This window comes from Neorhizobium huautlense (assembly GCF_002968575.1).
GTDB classification, from domain to species: Bacteria; Pseudomonadota; Alphaproteobacteria; order Rhizobiales; family Rhizobiaceae; genus Neorhizobium; species Neorhizobium huautlense.
In genome coordinates this window covers 1-17,276 of the sequence record NZ_PVBM01000005.1, presented here as the reverse complement: position 1 = coordinate 17,276, position 17,276 = coordinate 1, and the positions used below count along the sequence as shown (strand labels likewise).

Annotated in this window: 15 protein-coding genes; 9 read left to right on the top strand and 6 right to left on the bottom strand. The window is 60.4% G+C overall.

The window, feature by feature from the left end; translation table 11 throughout:
- A complete protein-coding gene (locus tag C5L12_RS07155; RefSeq protein WP_105371352.1) occupies positions 1-1,146 on the top strand; it encodes a glycoside hydrolase family 88/105 protein in 1,146 nt (381 codons plus the stop codon).
- Positions 1,147-1,172: 26 nt separating this feature from the next.
- On the opposite strand, the gene C5L12_RS07150 is transcribed toward C5L12_RS07155, so the two are convergent.
- The 4 genes from C5L12_RS07150 to C5L12_RS07135 form a co-directional block, all read right to left on the bottom strand.
- Positions 1,173-1,478, bottom strand: a complete 306-nt coding sequence (locus C5L12_RS07150) for a DUF982 domain-containing protein (RefSeq protein ID WP_105371351.1) — start codon at positions 1,476-1,478, stop codon at positions 1,173-1,175.
- Positions 1,479-1,566: 88 nt separating this feature from the next.
- Positions 1,567-1,788 carry a hypothetical protein gene (locus C5L12_RS07145; RefSeq protein ID WP_105371350.1) on the bottom strand — a complete coding sequence of 74 codons (222 nt, stop codon included), beginning with the start codon at positions 1,786-1,788 and terminating at the stop codon, positions 1,567-1,569.
- A 1-nt stretch (position 1,789) separates the two neighbouring features.
- Positions 1,790-1,984 (bottom strand): hypothetical protein, encoded by a 195-nt coding sequence (locus C5L12_RS07140; RefSeq protein WP_105371566.1) that lies wholly within the window; start codon positions 1,982-1,984, stop codon positions 1,790-1,792.
- An 89-nt stretch (positions 1,985-2,073) separates the two neighbouring features.
- Positions 2,074-4,191: a bifunctional diguanylate cyclase/phosphodiesterase gene (locus tag C5L12_RS07135; protein WP_105371349.1), complete on the bottom strand. Its 2,118-nt coding sequence runs from the start codon at positions 4,189-4,191 to the stop codon at positions 2,074-2,076.
- A gap of 334 nt (positions 4,192-4,525) precedes the next feature.
- Here C5L12_RS07135 and C5L12_RS07130 point away from each other — a divergent pair, with 334 nt between their 5' ends.
- Positions 4,526-6,493, top strand: coding sequence for a protein-L-isoaspartate(D-aspartate) O-methyltransferase (locus C5L12_RS07130; RefSeq protein ID WP_105371348.1), 1,968 nt, complete (start codon positions 4,526-4,528; stop codon positions 6,491-6,493).
- A 39-nt stretch (positions 6,494-6,532) separates the two neighbouring features.
- Here the strand turns inward: C5L12_RS07130 and rhaI are convergent, their stop codons facing one another.
- Positions 6,533-7,825, bottom strand: a complete 1,293-nt coding sequence (gene rhaI / locus C5L12_RS07125; RefSeq protein WP_105371347.1) for an L-rhamnose catabolism isomerase — start codon at positions 7,823-7,825, stop codon at positions 6,533-6,535.
- 78 nt (positions 7,826-7,903) lie between these two features.
- Complete coding sequence (locus C5L12_RS07120) at positions 7,904-10,000, bottom strand: bifunctional rhamnulose-1-phosphate aldolase/short-chain dehydrogenase (protein WP_105371346.1); 2,097 nt, start codon at positions 9,998-10,000, stop codon at positions 7,904-7,906.
- Between the two features lie 199 nt (positions 10,001-10,199).
- Between C5L12_RS07120 and C5L12_RS07115 the strand changes: the two genes are divergently transcribed.
- The 7 genes from C5L12_RS07115 to C5L12_RS07085 all read left to right on the top strand — a co-directional run.
- Positions 10,200-11,015, top strand: a complete 816-nt coding sequence (locus tag C5L12_RS07115; RefSeq protein WP_105371345.1) for a DeoR/GlpR family DNA-binding transcription regulator — start codon at positions 10,200-10,202, stop codon at positions 11,013-11,015.
- Positions 11,016-11,064: 49 nt separating this feature from the next.
- Positions 11,065-12,060, top strand: a complete 996-nt coding sequence (gene rhaS / locus C5L12_RS07110) for a rhamnose ABC transporter substrate-binding protein (RefSeq protein ID WP_105371344.1) — start codon at positions 11,065-11,067, stop codon at positions 12,058-12,060.
- Positions 12,061-12,135: 75 nt separating this feature from the next.
- Positions 12,136-13,668 (top strand): sugar ABC transporter ATP-binding protein, encoded by a 1,533-nt coding sequence (locus C5L12_RS07105; RefSeq protein ID WP_245422797.1) that lies wholly within the window; start codon positions 12,136-12,138, stop codon positions 13,666-13,668.
- A 9-nt stretch (positions 13,669-13,677) separates the two neighbouring features.
- The gene (locus C5L12_RS07100; protein ID WP_105371342.1) at positions 13,678-14,667 is read left to right on the top strand and encodes an ABC transporter permease; all 990 of its coding nucleotides are present in this window, start codon (positions 13,678-13,680) and stop codon (positions 14,665-14,667) included.
- Positions 14,664-15,665, top strand: a complete 1,002-nt coding sequence (locus C5L12_RS07095) for an ABC transporter permease (RefSeq protein ID WP_105371341.1) — start codon at positions 14,664-14,666, stop codon at positions 15,663-15,665. Before C5L12_RS07100 ends, C5L12_RS07095 begins: the two co-directional genes overlap by 4 nt.
- The gene (rhaM, locus tag C5L12_RS07090; protein ID WP_105371340.1) at positions 15,662-15,982 is read left to right on the top strand and encodes an L-rhamnose mutarotase; all 321 of its coding nucleotides are present in this window, start codon (positions 15,662-15,664) and stop codon (positions 15,980-15,982) included. The genes C5L12_RS07095 and rhaM overlap by 4 nt, the downstream gene beginning before the upstream one ends.
- The coding region (locus C5L12_RS07085; protein ID WP_105371339.1) for an FGGY-family carbohydrate kinase at positions 15,979-17,276 on the top strand (1,298 nt) is incomplete at its 3' end. The genes rhaM and C5L12_RS07085, both read left to right, overlap by 4 nt.

Here is a 17,276-nt window from a genome sequence, read left to right as displayed (position 1 = left end):
ATGCTTCAAACTTATTTCGACGATTACGCCCGCGGATACGAATATTACAAAGGCGGAGCCTGGTGTTATGAAGACGGATGCCTCTATCGCGGTCTGATTACGCTTTATCAAGCGACCTCCGAAAAGCGTTGGCTCGATCATCTCATCCGCCTGGTCGGCGGTCAGATCGATACGCAAGGCCGCTTGATCGGCTACGAGATCGATGAATTCAATATCGACAACATCCTCCCCGGCCGCGCCCTCGTTTTCCTTTATGGGTTGACCAGCGACGCCGCCTGGCTTGATGCCGCCGCTCCTCTCGCAAGGCAGCTCGATACGCATCCGCGTACCGGCAGCGACGTCTATTGGCACAAACTCCGCTACCCGCATCAGATCTGGCTGGACGGCCTCTATATGGCTCTGCCTTTCAAGATCGAATATGCGCGCGCCGCCTCCCGGCCGGATATGCTTGATGAGGCTCTTCAGCAATTTTCAACCGCCCTCGACCTGACCTACGACCGCGACGCGGCACTCTACCGGCATGGTTATGACGAGTCGCGCGAACAGACTTGGGCGGACCCGCAAAGCGGGCTGTCCCCGGCTCACTGGGCCCGATCGATCGGCTGGCTGGCCATGGCCTTTGTCGATATCATCGAGAGCCTTCCGCCGGGCCCGGCACGGCAAGATCTCATTCTCCGCGCTTCGGCACTCGCATCCAAGCTGCTTGCCTTGCAAACTTCCGATCATCGGTGGCTGCAGGTGATCGATCGGCCCGATGTGAGGGGGAATTACGCGGAAAGCTCCGCCACCGCGATGTTCGCCTATTTCCTTCAAAAACTCGCCCGCCTTAAAGGCTCGGCAGCTTTTGCTCATGCCGGGAAAGAAAGCCTCCGCTCCCTTGTCGAACATGAGTTGCGCCCGGATGAAACGGGAACATCGAGGCTGCAGAATATCTGCTGCGTCGCCGGTCTGGGCGGCTTCAACGGCCGCTACCGTGACGGGACGGTGGAGTATTACCTTTCGGAGGAAATACGGGCCGATGATATCAAGGGCGTCGGCCCGCTGATGATGGCTTTCGCAGAGACCTTGCGGACGCCAGCCGCCGCCCGGCGATCCTCTGACATTCCAACCGAGGAGCGGATCAAACTCAGCGCCGCCAGGCAATGAAACGGCTGGATCGCCGGATGCCGGCCCTAAGCGGAAGCAGCCATCCTTCCAACCGTCGGCTGCGAAAAGCCGATGGCGCCGACCATGACGGCAGGCATGCCAGCCTCGAGGCATGCTGAAATGAAGGCCTCGCGGGCGACTTCCGTGGGCACCATCCTGTTCAGGGCGGCGCGAGCACGGCGAACTGCGCGGTCATATCGTTCGCCGCGCTTCAGCGGCCACTCGTTCTCCAGGAAATCGAGCGCGTCGTAAACAGTTCTGAAGCATCGTTCCAGGCCCGACTGGAGACGGATCGTCACTGGCACTCTAAACGGCATATCCGGGATGTTCATGATTTCCTCCTTTCAATCTCAGCCGGATAAAAGAAGCGAAATCAATCTGGTGAATGGGATCTGACGTTTCAAGAGGCCTGAATCCGGTTCAGCGCTCCTTGCTCGCGTCCGCCGGATCGAAATTCGGATCCCAATCGTTTGCAACCCGTTTGGTGCCCGGCGGATTGCGATGGGCGGTAGCATCCTCTGATCCGGTGATGACGGTAGGTTTCGCGCTGTGCACGCCACTGCTCTTGCGATCAGCCTGAGACTTGGCGAACTGCCCCTTGGCATCAGCCTCGGGACCGGTGCCCGAATGGTTTTTCTTCATCTCAGTCTCCCTTGGTCTTGCCGGCATCCGACACCTTTTCCCGGGAAGGATCCTGATTGTTCTCGCCAAGCGCATCACGATCGTGATCGGGATCGTCTTTGGCTGGCATGTACCCGCGAGGCCTGTTTTCTTGCGGACCTTCCCAACGTGGAGATTGATCCGTAGTGCCGGGAGCGCCTGGTTTTGGTGTATTCATACCCATGTTTGAACCTCCTTGAGACAAGGATAACAAACTGGCACTCTCAGAGTTCCCCCGCGCGACGCGACGGCCCCGTCAGCCGCAGCTCAGGCCGCGCGGGACAGGAGCTTCTTCTGGATCTCAGCCGCTTCCATGGGTTTCCCCACAAGATGACCCTGCAGTTGATCGCAGCCGGAAAGGTAAAGAGCCTTGGCCTGCGCGGGTGTTTCTACCCCCTCGGCCGTCACGGGAATGTCGAGTGCATTTGCGAGCAGGATGGTTGCGTTGAGAATCTGTGCTCCCCGCTCGTTGTCGATCCCCATCACAAGCGACCGGTCGATCTTCATCCGGTCGAAGCCGAATTCGCGCAGCGCCCCGATGCTGGCGTAACCGCAGCCGAAATCGTCGAGAGCGAACTTGACGCCCACCGCTTTCAGGTTGGCAATCGATCGCTTAGCCTGCTCGGGATTAGCCATCAACACCCCTTCGGTAATTTCGAGCGTAAGCCGTCTCGGATCGAATGATTTCGCCTTCAGCAAGGCGACAACGTTCGCCGCAAAGTTCGGATTTCTCAGCTGGATCGGCGACGCATTCACGGAAATGGCGATATCCTGCCACGTCCCGACTTCATCGATTGCCGATGCAAGAATAAGCAGCCCAAGCTCGTCGATCAGGCCGGCCCGCTCGGCGATCGGAATGAAAATTTCGGGACTGACGGGACCGGTTTCCGCCGTCCATCGGGCGAGGACCTCGACCCCCCTCCATTCCTGAGTGGCGGCGTCGACAAGTGGTTGGTAGACCGGGCGGATGCTGTTGGACGCAATTGCCGCGCGGAGTTTCGTTTCGAACTGGCTGCGGCTTTCCCGTTCCAGGTCGAGTTCCGCATGATATGCGACCGCCTGTCCCCGGCCACTTTCCTTGGCCCGATACAAGGCGACGTCCGCGCGTCGGACGAACTCCAGCGGATCGGTAGCACTTGCATCCGTGGCCACGATGCCGATGCTCACGCCGATCTCGATCGTCCTGCCGCCTATCTCAAACGGACGGCTCAAGGCTTCCAGTATGGAGGAAGACAGTTCCCTGGTGTCACTTCTGGTCGCAGCGATCGCGAATTCGTCCCCGCCGAGGCGCGAAAAAGATGCGCCCGCAGGAAGTAGAGCCGTCACTCGCGCCGCGACGAGCTTGATGAGTTCGTCGCCGACCGCATGTCCCCATGCATCGTTGACTTCCTTGAAACCATCGAGATCGAGAAGGTGAAGTTCGACCTCCTCCTTGTCGGCCAGACGCCGCTCCACCTCCTCCAGGAACCCGGCGCGGTTGAGAAGCCCGCTCAACGGATCATGGATCGCCCGGTGATGCACCTCCTGGGCGCGCCGTTTGAAGCCGCGAGCGGAGAAGAGCCCGGTCGCTACGATGGCAATGAAGAAGGCTGACAGAAGCAGGGCGGCAGCCATCAGGTAGGCCTTGACCCCGTAGTATATCCTGGAGCCGGGATCCCGGCTCGGCCATTCCAGGTAGGACACGGCTTTTCCGTCGATGTCGGGCAGAACTGTATTCAGCGTCTGAATATGGGGGACATCGACGACAAATAGTCCACCCAGATCAAAAGTCTTGGCGATTTCGGCGATGGCTTCGGAGTTCAAGACTTTGGCAAAGATCAGCGTATTGAAGGCCTGCTGCACATCCGGGGTCTCCTCATAGGGCTGGATAGAACCGGCTCCGAAGAGGACGACGCCGTCGGCCGTTTTCACGAATCCGCTCACCGGCTCCTGACCCGATTGCGCCGCCTTCTTTGCGAGATCCGGAAGCGCCGTACCGAAATATTCAAAGGGATCGAATTCCTCGCCTTTCTTGTGAGCAGTCAGTGTGCTTCCATCGGCTCGAAGTACGATCGCAATATCGTACAGAGGGTAGTCCTCGGTCGTGCTTCCCCAGTTCTCATAGGCCCATTCCTGGGCGTTATCCGACGCCATGGCCTTGAAAGCATCGTCCCAGACCGCGTTATCCCTGACGGTTGCCCGCAATCGGCTTTGAAAAGCTTCCACGGCAGCCGAGGCCGCGTGTGAGGCCCGCGCGTCATCGATCGTCGTGGCCGCCTCGGTCATGTCTCGCACGGCGATGGCGACCAGGAAGGCGAGTACCGATCCAACGAGGACAAAAAAACTCGTCACGGCTGCGACGACGAGAAGTGCGGACCGAGATGATCGGGTGCGGAGGCTCTGCATTCTTGACCAGCGTTACTCTGTACAAACAGCAGGTTGGCCTGCCTGGTCAAATATTAGATCACCTTAATCAACGAGAGATTAAACTTGCCCCCATTTTTCGTTCCTGGTTAATGATTCTATCGGATGGAAGCCGTCATAGACACAGTTTGCAGCATCAGAAATCGTGCCGCTTCGCATGCCCTCGTTTCCGCACCTGCGGACAGCGGAACGGCCACCTGAGTTGAAGGAAGCAAACCGGGCGATTTTTTGTCAATCCGGCGACGGCATTTCTTGAAACCACTTGCCGTTACCATAGTTTAGCCCGCAACGGGGTGAAGTTTGCGGGACGAACGCCATGCAGGACTTCGAATACGCTCGTGAGCGCATGATAGAGGCGCAGATAGCACGTCGGGGCCTCAGGAACCCTGAGCTGCTCCGGGCTTTCCGCGAGGTGCCGCGCGAGGCATTCGTCGAGAGCGGGTTCGAAGAGTTCGCCTACGAGGACACACCCCTTGCGATCGGCGAAGGGCAAACCATCTCGCAACCCTATATCGTTGCGTTGATGATAGAACGGGCAAAGATCGGGCGAGGCGATGTCGTGCTGGAGGTCGGCACTGGCTCGGGTTATGCCGCGGCTGTTCTCAGCCGCATCGCCGATCAAGTTTACACCATCGAGCGATATCCGAGCCTTGGAGAACAGGCCAGACGCCGGTTCCGCCGCCTGGGGTTCGGCAACATCGCAACCAGGGTGGATGACGGGACAAAAGGCTGGCCGGAAGCCGCGCCGTTCGACGCAATTCTTGTGGCAGCCGGCGGGCCATCTGTGCCGCCGGCACTCAAGGAGCAGCTCGAAATAGGAGGCCACCTGATCATGCCCATCGGTTCGGAAGGCGCTCAACGGCTGGTCCGCGTGACGCGGACAAGCGCTGCGACCTTCGAAGAAGAGGATTTGGGAGGCGTTCGCTTCGTCCCGCTCGTGGGCCAATATGGATGGCGCGACGCGTATGAGAAATCGAGGCGTGTCCCAAAACCGCTTCCTGAATTGATCTCGGACGCTGCCGAACCGCTTCCCGACTTCGACGACCCCGCCTTCGGAGCGCTGTTCGACCGTTTCGGCGATCGCCGCGTGGTACTTCTCGGCGAGGCCAGCCACGGCACATCGGAATTCTATCGCGCCCGCGCCGCGATCACTCGCCGCCTCATCGAACATCACGGTTTTACGATCGTCGCCGTCGAGGCAGACTGGCCTGATGCCGCCGCGATCGACCGTTATGTCCGGCACAGGCCCGGAAGGTCCGGCGAGGTTGCGTTCCAGCGCTTCCCGACATGGATGTGGCGCAACCTTGAAGTCGCGGACTTTATCGGCTGGCTGCACAGATACAACGCCGCTGTGCCGGATCAGCGCAACCGGGTCGGCTTCTACGGTCTCGACATCTATAATATGAGCGGCTCAATCGCGGCCGTGCTTGCCTATCTCGACCGCACGGATCCAAAGGCCGCGAGGGTGGCGAGAGAACGTTACGGATGCCTGACGCCTTGGCAGAACGACCCTTCCACCTATGGCCGCGCGGTGCTGATCGAGGGTTACGACAAATGCGAGAAGGCGGTGGTCGCCCAGTGCAGGGAATTACTCGAACGTCAGCTCCAACGAGCCGGCGAAGATGGTGATGACCTCCTTGACGCAGCCCAGAATGCGCGCCTGATTGCTTCCGCCGAACGCTACTACCGGATCATGTATTATGGCGGTGCGGACTCCTGGAACCTGCGTGACACCCATATGTTCGAGGCGCTCCAGCAACTGCTGGAGGCGCACGGCTCGCAATCGAAGGCTGTCGTCTGGGCTCATAACTCCCACATCGGCGATGCGCGGCATACGGACATGGGAACATCCAGAGAAGAAGTGAATATCGGCCAGCTCTGCCGCCAGCGCTTTGGCGCTGCTGCTGCTCTCATCGGCTTCGGCACCCATGAAGGAGACGTGGTCGCCGCAACCGACTGGGATGGGGATATGGAGATAAAAACCATCCGCCCCACGTTGGAGGACAGTTATGAGAGCCTATTCCATATGACGCGGCACAAGCGCTTTCTGCTCGATATGCCGAAACACCTTGAAGTGCGGCAGCAATTGTTGGAGCCGCGGCTCGAACGTTTCATCGGCGTGATCTACCGGCCGGAAACCGAACGCCTGAGCCACTATATGTACGCATCGCTGCCGCAACAGTTCGACGCTTTCGTGTGGTTCGACACAACGACGCCGGTTACGCCGCTCGGACTCGTCGAAAAGCACGAGGGCGTCCCGGAAACCTATCCTTTTGGCCTGTAGCGACGAGCGGCGCCAGGTCGAGTCAGCTTGGGATTGGCTTCAGATGATCCCGCCACCGCCTGCAGCCGAGGCCGGCCGTTCCAGCGCGACCTTTTTGCGGTAACCGCTGGCACGATAAGTGGCTACCGGATCGACCGCCCCTCCCGCACGCCGGCGAGCCTCGGCGAGAATCGGCTCAACATCGGTCCTGTAGGCGCGCTTTAGTGTTTCCGACGCCATTAGCGCATCGTTCTCCTGCTGATAGTCATCCAGAGCTGCGCGATCGACCAACAAGGCCTGCGCATAAGCCCGGCGGATTTCGTTGGCGCTGGAGATCAGACTTTCAATCGGATCGGTGACGTTGTGTGACTGATCGATCATATGGGCCGGGTGGAAACCCTTAACGCCGCGGTGTTCGGCGTCGACCAGTTCATTGAAGACGAGGAACAGCCGGTAGGGCTCGATTGCACCGGCGTCGAGGTCGTCATCGCCATATTTCGAGTCGTTGAAATGGAAGCCGCCGAGCTTGCCGAATTGGATGAGGCGGGCGACGATCATCTCGATATTGGTATTCGGCGCGTGGTGACCGAGATCGACGAGGCAAAAGGCCTTCGGACCGAGCGTGTTGGCGATCACGTAGTTGGTGCCCCAGTCCTGCACCACCGTCGAATAAAACGCCGGCTCGTACATCTTGTGTTCGGAAAACAGCCGCCAGTCATCCGGCAGGGCCTTGTAGATTTCCGCCATGGCGGCAAGATAGCGCTCGAAACTCTTGGTGAAGTTACTTTGCCCCGGGAAATTTGAGCCGTCGCCGATCCAGACGGTCAGCGCCTTGGAGCCGACCGCCTTGCCAATCTCGATACATTCGAGATTATGCTCGATCGCTTGGCTGCGCGTCGCGGCATTAGTGTGGCTGAGCGAGCCGTATTTATAGGACTGGGCCTGGCCGGGTGCGTCGGAAAAGGTGTTGGAATTCATCGAGTCGAAGCCGAGCCCCAACGCGTCACCCTTGGCTTTCAATTCCTTCGCATCCGCCTTGTCCCAGGGGATGTGCAGCGAAACGGTCGGCGTTGCCTGGGTCAACTGATGGATGACAGCGCAATCATCCAGCTTGTCGAAGATGCCCCGCGGTTCGCCCTGCCCCGGAAAGCGGGCAAAACGTGTTCCCCCGGTGCCGACGCCCCAGGAAGGGACCGCGACGAAAAATTCGGATACCTTTCGGGTGATCGCGTCGATATCGATGCCGCGGCGTGACAGGTTCTCGCCAAGCGCCTGGTAGTCGGACTGGAGCGCTGGTGTCCGCTTTTCATTTTCAGCAGCGACAACGTCGCCGGCAATCTTCAGATCTGTCATGACGATCTCCTCCCTGATGCAACCGAAGCGTCCACCCGCCGCCGGCCTTGGGAGAGCCGGAAGCGGGCGGACAAGCTGTTAGCGCGTAAAACTCTGCGCGTTACCGGCATCCACATTGATGATATTGCCGGTCGACTTGGCGGACGCATCCGAAGCGAGGAAATAGATTGCCTCGGCGATGTCTTCCGGGAAGACGTTGAGCTTCAGCATCGAGCGCTTGCGGTAATGTTCCTCCAGATCGGAAACCTCGATCTTCGAGGAAGCCGCCCGCTGCTCGCGCCATTCGCCGTTCCAGATTTTCGAGCCGCGCAGCACCGCATCCGGATTGACCGTGTTGACCCGAATGCCGGCGTCGGCTCCCTCGAGCGCCAGGCAGCGCGCGAGATGAATTTCGGCAGCCTTGGCGGTGCAATAGGCCGATGCGTTCGGCGAAGAGGCAAGTCCATTCTTCGATGCGACGAACACGACGTTGCCGCCGAGCTTCTGGCGACGGAACAGCCGGAACGCCTCGCGCGACACGAGGAAATAACCCGTCGCCAGGATGTCGATATTCTTGTTCCACATCGCAAGGGTGGTGTCCTCGACCGGCGCCGAAGAGGCGATCCCGGCATTCGAGACGAGGATGTCGACGCCGCCGAACTCGACGCAGGCTTCCGCAAAGGCGGTAACGACGGCATCTTCCTTGGTGACATCAAGCACCACGCCGCGCACGGCGTCCTTGCCGAAAGATTTCTCGAAATCGGCTTTCGTTGCGTCGAGCGCTCCGCCGTCAATATCGGCCAGCACCACGCAGGCGCCCTCACCCATCAACCGCGCCGCGGTCGCACGACCGATACCGCCGGCACCGCCCGTGACGAACGCCACCTGACCGGCAAGGCTCTTCGGCTTCGGCATGCGCTGCAGCTTCGCTTCTTCAAGCAGCCAGTACTCGATATCGAAGGCCTCCTGTTCCGGCAGGCCCTGGTATTCGGAAACGGTGGACGCCCCACGCATCACGTTGATCGCATTCACATAGAATTCGCCGGCGATGCGGGCGGTCGCCTTGTCGCGGGCAAAGGACAGCATACCAACGCCGGGGACGAGGAAGATGACCGGGTTGGGGTCGCGGATTTTGGGCGAATTGTCGTGCTTGCAGGTTTCGTAGTAGCGGGAGTAGTCGGCACGATAGTTTTCCAGCGCCTTGTCCAGCGCCGCGATGACGCCGTCCACGTCCGGCTTGGCCGGATCGAAGTCGAGGATCAGCGGGCGGATCTTGGTGCGCAAAAAGTGGTCCGGGCAGGACGTTCCAAGGACACCGAGCGGCTTCAGGTTCTTCGAGTTGACGAATTCCAGCACCGCGTCCTGATCGTCGAAATGACCGAGCTTGCGCTCCGCCTTGCCGATACGGCCGCGGATTTCCGGCATGAGCTTTGCGGCGATCGACCGACGCTCCGGAGCCGGCAGGCTCTGCAGGACCTCGCCGCCGAAGATCGTCTTGCCCTCGGTATGCTGCGCGAACCACTCGATTGCCTTGTTGATGATTTCAAGCGTCAGTTCGTAGCAGGCCTTGGCATCGTTCGCCCATGTGAACAGGCCATGGCTTTCCAGCACCACGCCCTTGGCGTCCGGATTAGCCTTGACGAAGGCTTCGAGGTCGAGACCGAGCTGGAAGCCGGGGCGGCGCCAGGGCAGCCAGCCAATCGCGTCGCCGAAGATCTGTTTCGTCAGTTCCTTCGAATTTTTGGACGCGGCGATCGCGATGATCGCATCCGGATGCATGTGGTCCACATGCGTATAGGGCACGAAACCATGCAGCGGCGTATCGATCGAAGCAGCGCGCGGATTGAGGTTGAAGGTGCAATGCGGCAGGAAGCCGACCATCCGGTCTTCGTCCTCCACTCCCTTGTAGAGCCCCTTCAGTGCCTCCAGCTTGTCGAGATAGAGCGTCGCGAAACCATCGAGCTTGATCGTCCCGACGTCCCCGCCGGAGCCCTTGACCCACATGACGCGGACCTTTTCACCGCTCAGCGGGTCCGTTTCCATCACCTTGGCGGAGGTATTGCCGCCGCCGTAATTGGTGATGCGCTTGTCGGCGCCGAGGAGATTTGAGCGATAGAGCAGCTTGCCCGGCTCATCGAGTTTGGCTGCGTGGGAATCTTCCCAGCGGTTTTCGAGAAGGCGGGTTTGGCCCGACATCGCTTTCCTCCCAAAGTGTTTTGGTTCATGGCGACAGACCAGCCGCCACCTCCCATAACGTGGATATCGCGCATTGCCACGCCGCCTGTCAATCAAAAACGATCATAAACATTCATTGTGCAACGCAATAAAAGCGAATTTGATCGTTTATGATTGACAACGTAAATTTTCCAGCAATATTGGGATCGAGGAGGAGCCCATGCACGAACGTGAACGCCATCGCATCATTTTGAGCGCGATTCAGGAAAAGCCCGTCATCACGGTGCAGGACATCGCCGAATTGACCGAGGCATCCGAGGCGACGATCCGACGTGACATTGCCGCACTTCATGTTCAGGGCAAGCTCCGGCGCGTGCGCGGCGGGGCCGAAGCGGTGCATCCGCCGCAGATCGGCCAGCTTGCCGCCCGCTCGTTCCGGGTTTCCGAATCCGTCAATATCGACAAGAAACGCGCAATCGCGCGCCGCGCGGTGGAACTCTGTGAAGAAGGCGATTCCGTCATCATCAATGGCGGCACGACCACCTTCCAGATGGTGCACTTCATGTCGGCGCGCCGCCTGCAGGTCATGACGAACTCCTTTGCGATCGCCGAACACCTCGTCAAACATTCGAAGAGCACGGTGACCGTTCCGGGCGGCGCGATCTACCGCGAGCAGAGCCTGATCCTGTCGCCCTTCGAAAACGACGCCATCCGCAATTTCTATGCCCGGCGGATCTTTATCGGTGCCCAAGGCGTGGGGCCGCTGGGCGTGATGGAAGCCGACGCGCTGGTGATCCAGAGCGAGCAGAAGCTGATGCAGCAGGCGGAAGAACTGATCGTGATGGTGGATTCGAGCAAATTTCAGCGTCGCTCGAGCCTCATACTTTGTCCGCTGGAGCGGGTAACCACCGTCATCACGGATGACGACATATCCGAAGATGCCGCGCGAATGATCGAAGGCGCCGGCGTCAACCTGATCATAGCCGGCACTGCTGCGGCGGCGCCGGCCGAGGAGGATTCCACGTCGGCCGCATGAGAGCGCCCGGCGGGAGGGAAGTGAACTTTTTCAACTGGGAGGACTGACAATGAAACTAGCCAAGAAACTTGCCCTCGGCGTGGCAATTGCCTTCGCCGCCATGACGACGGCGGCGAGTGCCGCGGACATGAAGATCGCACTGGTCGTCAAATCGCTCGGCAACGGCTTCTTCGAAGCTGCCAACAAGGGCGCGCAGGAAGCCGCCAAGGAACTCGGCGGCGTCGAAGTCATCTACACCGGTCCGACGACCACCACGGCCGAAGGCCAGATCGAAGTGATCAATTCGCTGATCGCTCAAGGGGTGGATGCGATTGCCATTTCCGCCAATGATCCGGATGCCGTTGTTCCGGCGCTTAAAAAAGCCGCCCAGCGCGGCATCAAGGTGATTTCCTGGGATTCCGGCGTGGCCAAGGAAGGCCGCATCATGCACCTGAACCCGTCTTCCAACGAGTTGATCGGCAAGATGTGCCTGCAGCTTGCGGCAAATCATCTGGAAGGCGGCAAGGGGGACTTTGCGATTCTCTCGGCTACCACCACCTCGACGAACCAGAACACCTGGATCGCCGAGATGAAGAAGCAGATCAAGGATTTTCCAGGCCTTAACCTCGCCACGACCGTTTACGGCGACGACCTTGCCGACAAGTCCTATCGCGAAGCCCAGGGCCTCCTGAAATCGCAGCCGAACGTGAAGGTCATCGTCGCTCCGACGACCGTCGGCGTGCTCGCTGCTTCCCAGGCCGTCAAGGATGCCGGTCAGATCGGTAAAGTCTACGTAACAGGCCTCGGCCTGCCGTCCGAAATGGCGGGCGCCATCAAGTCCGGCGCGACGAAGGAATTCGCCATCTGGAACCCGATCGACCTCGGTTATTCCGCGACCCAGATTGCTTACCACATCGTCAAGGGTGATACGGACGGCAAGCCGGGCTCCGAGATCAAGGCTGGCCGCATGGGCTCGATCAAGGTCGGCGACAATGGCGAAGCCGCGATGGCCGACCCGTTCGTCTACAATGCCAAGAACATCGACGAGTTCTCCAAGATCTTCTGATCCTTTGAACACCTCCCCTCCGGCGGTCGCGAATGGCCGCCGGGACTTTATTCGGATTTCACTGGCTGATCGATGATGAACGCTGTCGCACCAACGAACGACTTGGCCCCGCTTGCCGCGGAAACGCCGATCCTGGAAATGCGCGGCATCAGCCAGATCTTTCCCGGCGTAAAAGCTTTGGATGGCGTCAGCATCAAGCTCTATCCCGGCCAGGTCACGGCGCTGATCGGTGAAAACGGCGCCGGCAAATCTACCCTTGTCAAGATCCTGACCGGCATCTATCGCCCGAACGAGGGCGAGATCCTGATCGACGGCCAGCCCATCGCTTTCCACAGCGCGCAAGCCGCGATCGACGCCGGCGTCACGGCGATCCACCAGGAAACGGTCCTGTTCGACGAGTTGACTGTCGGCGAGAACATCTTTTTGGGGCATGCCCCGCGCACCCGTTTCGGCACGATCGACTGGCGGCAGATCAACAGCCGCTCGAAAGCGCTCATGCACCAGCTCGAAAGCGAGATCGATCCGACGATCCGCCTGCGTGATCTGTCGATCGCCCAGCGGCATCTGGTGGCGATCGCACGGGCTCTGTCCGTCGAGGCGCGTATCGTCATCATGGACGAGCCGACCGCCGCCCTCTCCCGCAAAGAGATCGACGATCTCTTCCGCATCGTCGAAGGCCTGAAGCGCCAGGGCAAGGCGATCCTCTTCATCAGCCACAAGTTCGACGAGGTCTACGAGATCGCCGAAAATTTCGTGGTTTTTCGCGACGGCCGCGCGGTCGGACAGGGCAAGCTGAAGACCACCCCGCAGGACGAAATCGTCCGGCTGATGGTCGGCCGCGACGTCAAGGACGTCTTTCCCAAGGCCGAGGTTAATATCGGTGCCCCGGTATTGCGCGTCGAGAACTACTGCCACCCGACCGAATTCCGCGACATTTCCTTCGAGCTGCGTCGCGGCGAAATCCTCGGCGTCTACGGGCTGATCGGCGCCGGACGCTCCGAACTCTGCCAGTCGCTGTTCGGCATTACCCGGCCCTCAGCCGGGCGGCTGACACTCGAGGGACAGCCGATCGAGATCCGCTCGTCAAGCGACGCAATCCGGGCCGGGCTCGTCTATGTGCCGGAGGAGCGCGGGCGCCACGGCTTGGCCTTGCCCATGCCGATCTTTCAGAACATGTCGCTCCCGTCTCTGAAGAAGACCTCGCGCTCGGGTTTCCTGAAGGCCGCCAACGAACTCGCGCTCGCCCGCAAATATGCCGAGCGGCTGGATCTGCGTGCCGCCGCCCTTTCGGTGCCGGTCGGCACCCTTTCGGGCGGCAATCAGCAGAAGGTTGTCATCGGCAAATGGCTTGCCACCCGGCCGAAGGTGATCATCCTCGACGAGCCGACCAAGGGGATCGATATCGGTTCGAAGGCTGCCGTGCACGGCTTCATCAGCGAACTAGCGGCGGAAGGCCTGTCGATCATCATGGTCTCCTCGGAACTGCCCGAGATCCTCGGCATGTCGGACCGGGTGATGGTGATGCGCGAAGGTTTGGCCGCCGGTATCTTCGAACGTGACCGGCTCAGCGCCGAAGTTCTCGTCCGCGCCGCAACCGGCAACCAGTAGGAGAAGCCCATGAACCGCCTCCTGAAAAGCCGTGAGATCCTGCTGGTCGTCATCATTGCGATCATGGTCGCCAGCTTTTCCACCCGCGCACCGGGCTTTGCCTCGCCGGGCAACCTCGCCAATATCTTCAACGACACCTCGATCCTGATCATCCTGGCGCTCGGTCAAATGACGGTGATCCTGACAAAGTCGATCGATCTGTCGGTCGCCGCCAACCTGGCCTTTACCGGCATGGCCGTGGCGATGACCAATGCCGCCTATCCGGACCTGCCTTTGGCGCTGCTGATCGTGATGGCGATCGGCATCGGCGCCTTCCTGGGGGCCATCAACGGTTACCTGGTTTGGGCGCTGCAGATCCCGCCGATCGTCGTGACGCTCGGTACGCTCACCATCTATCGCGGCATGGCCTTTGTGCTGTCGGGCGGCGGCTGGGTCAATGCCCATCAGATGACGCCCTCCTTTCTCAATATCCCGCGGATGCCTGTGCTTGGCCTGCCGATCCTCTCCTGGATCGCAATCGTCATCGTGCTTGGCGCTTGGTTCGTGCTGACCCGCCTGCCCTTCGGCCGCGCCGCCTATGCATCTGGCGGCAACCCCACGGCAGCGGTCTATGCCGGCATCGACATAGGCTGGACCCGTTTTCTCGCTTTCGTCCTGTCGGGAGCACTGGCTGGCCTCTCCAGCTATCTCTGGGTATCGCGTTATGCGGTTGCCTATGTGGATATCGCCGCCGGTTTCGAACTCGATACGGTCGCAGCCTGCGTGATCGGCGGCATATCGATTGCCGGCGGTATCGGCTCCGTCGCGGGTGCCGTGCTCGGCGCGCTCTTCCTTGGCGTCATCAAGAACGCGCTTCCAGTCATCGGCATATCGCCCTTTGCCCAGATGGCGATCTCGGGCATCGTCATTGTGCTCGCCGTCGTCTTCAACGCCCGGGCTGAGAAGAAAGCCGGACGCATCATCCTGCGCGACCGCGCAGCTCCGGAGGTCACCGCATGAGCGACGTTGCAACGACGAAACGTGTGATCCCCGACCGGCTCGGAACGAAAACCTCACGGATGCTCGCAAGCTGGGAAGTGCTGCTCTTCGGCGTCGCGGTTTTGATCTTCATCTTCAATTCCTTCGCCTCGCCCTACTTCCTCAACGCCTGGAACCTCTCCGACGCAACCTTCAACTTCACCGAAAAGGCGATGATCGCCTTTGCCATGGCGCTGCTCGTGATCGCCGGGGAGATCGATCTTTCGGTGGCAGCAATCATCGCGCTTGCCTCGACCGCGATGGGCGCTGCGGCACAGATGGGCATCGGCACGCCCGGGCTGGTGGCGATCGGCATCGGCACCGGACTTCTCTGCGGCGCATTCAACGGCCTGCTCGTCGCCGGCTTGCGCCTGCCCTCGATCGTGGTGACCATCGGCACGATGAGCCTCTTCCGCGGCATTTCCTATATCGTGCTCGGCGACCAGGCCTATGGCAAATATCCGGAAAGCTTCGCCTATTTCGGTCAGGGTTATGTGGCCTGGGTCTTCTCTTTCGAATTCGTCCTGTTCATCGGGCTGGCGACAGCCTTCGCCATCCTCCTGCATGCCACCAATTTCGGCCGTCAGATCTATGTGATCGGCAACAATGAATTTGCGGCGCGCTTTTCCGGCATCCCGGTGGAGCGCGTGAAGTTCATCCTCTTCCTCCTGACCGGGCTGATGGCAGGCGTCGCCGCCGTCTGCCTCACCTCGCGCCTCGGCTCGACCCGCCCTTCGATCGCTCAAGGGTGGGAACTGGAAGTGGTCACCATGGTCGTGCTCGGCGGCGTCTCGATCCTCGGCGGTGCGGGCACGATCGCAGGCGTCGTCATTGCTGCCTTCGTCATGGGTCTCGTCACCTTCGGGCTGGGGCTCTTGAACGTTCCTGGCATTGTCATGTCGATCTTCGTCGGCCTCTTGCTGATCATAACGATTGCCGTGCCGATCATTGCCCGCCGCATCAAGGAAATGAACCGATGAGCCAGGAAAAATACGCTTTCAAGATGAAGCTCCATCCCGACATGGAAGCGGAATACCGTGTCCGCCACGACGAGATCTGGCCGGAACTGGTAGGGCTGCTGCACGAGGCGGGGGTCAGCGACTACTCGATCCACCTCGACCCCGAGACCAACATCCTTTTCGGCGTATTGACCCGCCCGCAGAACCACAAGATGGCGAGTCTGCCGGATCATCCCGTCATGAAGAAGTGGTGGGCGCATATGGCCGACATCATGGAGACCAACCCGGACAACTCTCCAGTTGCCAAAGATCTGGTGACGGTTTTCCATCTGCCATGAGTAAGCCTGAAAGGATCGCCGTTCTCGATATCGGCAAGACCAATGCCAAAGTCGTCGTGCTCGATTGCGCGACGGGCAAGGAAATCGCCGAAAAGCGGACGCCGAACCGGGTTCTCGCCGGCCCGCCCTATCCGCATTACGATATCGAGGCGCTTTGGAATTTTGCGGTGGACGCCTTGAAGGTGTTTGCGGAGACGCTTGGCTTCGACGCGATCTCCATCACCACCCATGGAGCGTCCGCAGTGCTGCTTGACGCGGAAGGGGATCTCGCTCTTCCAGCGCTCGACTACGAGCATCTCTATCCGCAAGACGTGCAAACAGCCTATGCGGCAATCCGGCCGCCCTTTTCCGAAACCTTCTCGCCCGTCCTTTCCGGCGGGCTCAATGTCGGGGCGCAGCTCCATTACCAAAAGACGACTTTCGCGGACGACTTCGCCCGCGTCAGCAGGATCCTCACCTATCCCCAATACTGGGCCTTCCGGCTGACCGGTATCGCGACAAACGAGATGACGTCGCTCGGTTGCCATACGGACCTGTGGAACCCGCGCGAAGGAACCTTTTCCTCGTTGGTGGACGAACTCGGCATCCGCGATCTGATGGCGCCGGTGCATTCGGCCTTCGATATGCTCGGGCCGGTTTTGCCTGAGGTCGCGCGGGAGATCGGCCTCGACGAAGAGATACCCGTCCACTGCGGCATTCACGATTCCAATGCTTCCCTGCTGCCGCACCTGATCGGCCGCGAGCCGCCCTTCGCTGTTGTCTCGACCGGCACCTGGGTAATCAATTTCGCCGTCGGCGGCGATCTTGATCACCTCGACCCAGAGCGGGACACGCTCGCCAACGTGGATGCATACGGACGCGCCGTCCCTTCGTCCCGTTTCATGGGTGGCCGCGAATTCGAGATGCTAACATCGGAGCTCGGCAAGCTCTCTCCGGGAGCGGCATTGGCCGCCATGCCTCGGATCATCGAAAACGGCCTGATGCTGCTGCCGAACATCACCACCGGATCCGGGCCTTTTCCTGGCCGCGAGCGACAATGGCTCAACGACGAGGGGGTGTCGAACGACGAGCGCTGGGCCGCCGCCTGCCTTTATCTCGCACTGATGACCGAGACCTGCCTGAGCCTTGTCGGGGCAAAAGGACCAATTCTGGTCGAAGGCCCATTTGCCTCCAACGAAGCCTATCTGCAGGCGCTTGCTTCACTCACGTTGCGGGAGGTTGCTGCCTTGTCGGGATCAACGGGCACCAGCCAAGGCGCGGCACTCCTGGCCGGAGCCCTCCCGCCCCCCGAAAC

Excerpts from the sequence above, each read along its gene's own strand:
- C5L12_RS07155 (WP_105371352.1), top strand. The coding sequence starts at position 1 with ATGCTTCAAACTTATTTCGACGATTACGCCCGCGGATACGAATATTAC.
- C5L12_RS07150 (WP_105371351.1), bottom strand. The coding sequence starts at position 1,478 with ATGAACATCCCGGATATGCCGTTTAGAGTGCCAGTGACGATCCGTCTC.
- C5L12_RS07145 (WP_105371350.1), bottom strand. The coding sequence starts at position 1,788 with ATGAAGAAAAACCATTCGGGCACCGGTCCCGAGGCTGATGCCAAGGGG.
- C5L12_RS07140 (WP_105371566.1), bottom strand. The coding sequence starts at position 1,984 with ATGAATACACCAAAACCAGGCGCTCCCGGCACTACGGATCAATCTCCA.
- C5L12_RS07135 (WP_105371349.1), bottom strand. The coding sequence starts at position 4,191 with ATGCAGAGCCTCCGCACCCGATCATCTCGGTCCGCACTTCTCGTCGTC.
- C5L12_RS07130 (WP_105371348.1), top strand. The coding sequence starts at position 4,526 with ATGCAGGACTTCGAATACGCTCGTGAGCGCATGATAGAGGCGCAGATA.
- rhaI (WP_105371347.1), bottom strand. The coding sequence starts at position 7,825 with ATGACAGATCTGAAGATTGCCGGCGACGTTGTCGCTGCTGAAAATGAA.
- C5L12_RS07120 (WP_105371346.1), bottom strand. The coding sequence starts at position 10,000 with ATGTCGGGCCAAACCCGCCTTCTCGAAAACCGCTGGGAAGATTCCCAC.
- C5L12_RS07115 (WP_105371345.1), top strand. The coding sequence starts at position 10,200 with ATGCACGAACGTGAACGCCATCGCATCATTTTGAGCGCGATTCAGGAA.
- rhaS (WP_105371344.1), top strand. The coding sequence starts at position 11,065 with ATGAAACTAGCCAAGAAACTTGCCCTCGGCGTGGCAATTGCCTTCGCC.
- C5L12_RS07105 (WP_245422797.1), top strand. The coding sequence starts at position 12,136 with ATGAACGCTGTCGCACCAACGAACGACTTGGCCCCGCTTGCCGCGGAA.
- C5L12_RS07100 (WP_105371342.1), top strand. The coding sequence starts at position 13,678 with ATGAACCGCCTCCTGAAAAGCCGTGAGATCCTGCTGGTCGTCATCATT.
- C5L12_RS07095 (WP_105371341.1), top strand. The coding sequence starts at position 14,664 with ATGAGCGACGTTGCAACGACGAAACGTGTGATCCCCGACCGGCTCGGA.
- rhaM (WP_105371340.1), top strand. The coding sequence starts at position 15,662 with ATGAGCCAGGAAAAATACGCTTTCAAGATGAAGCTCCATCCCGACATG.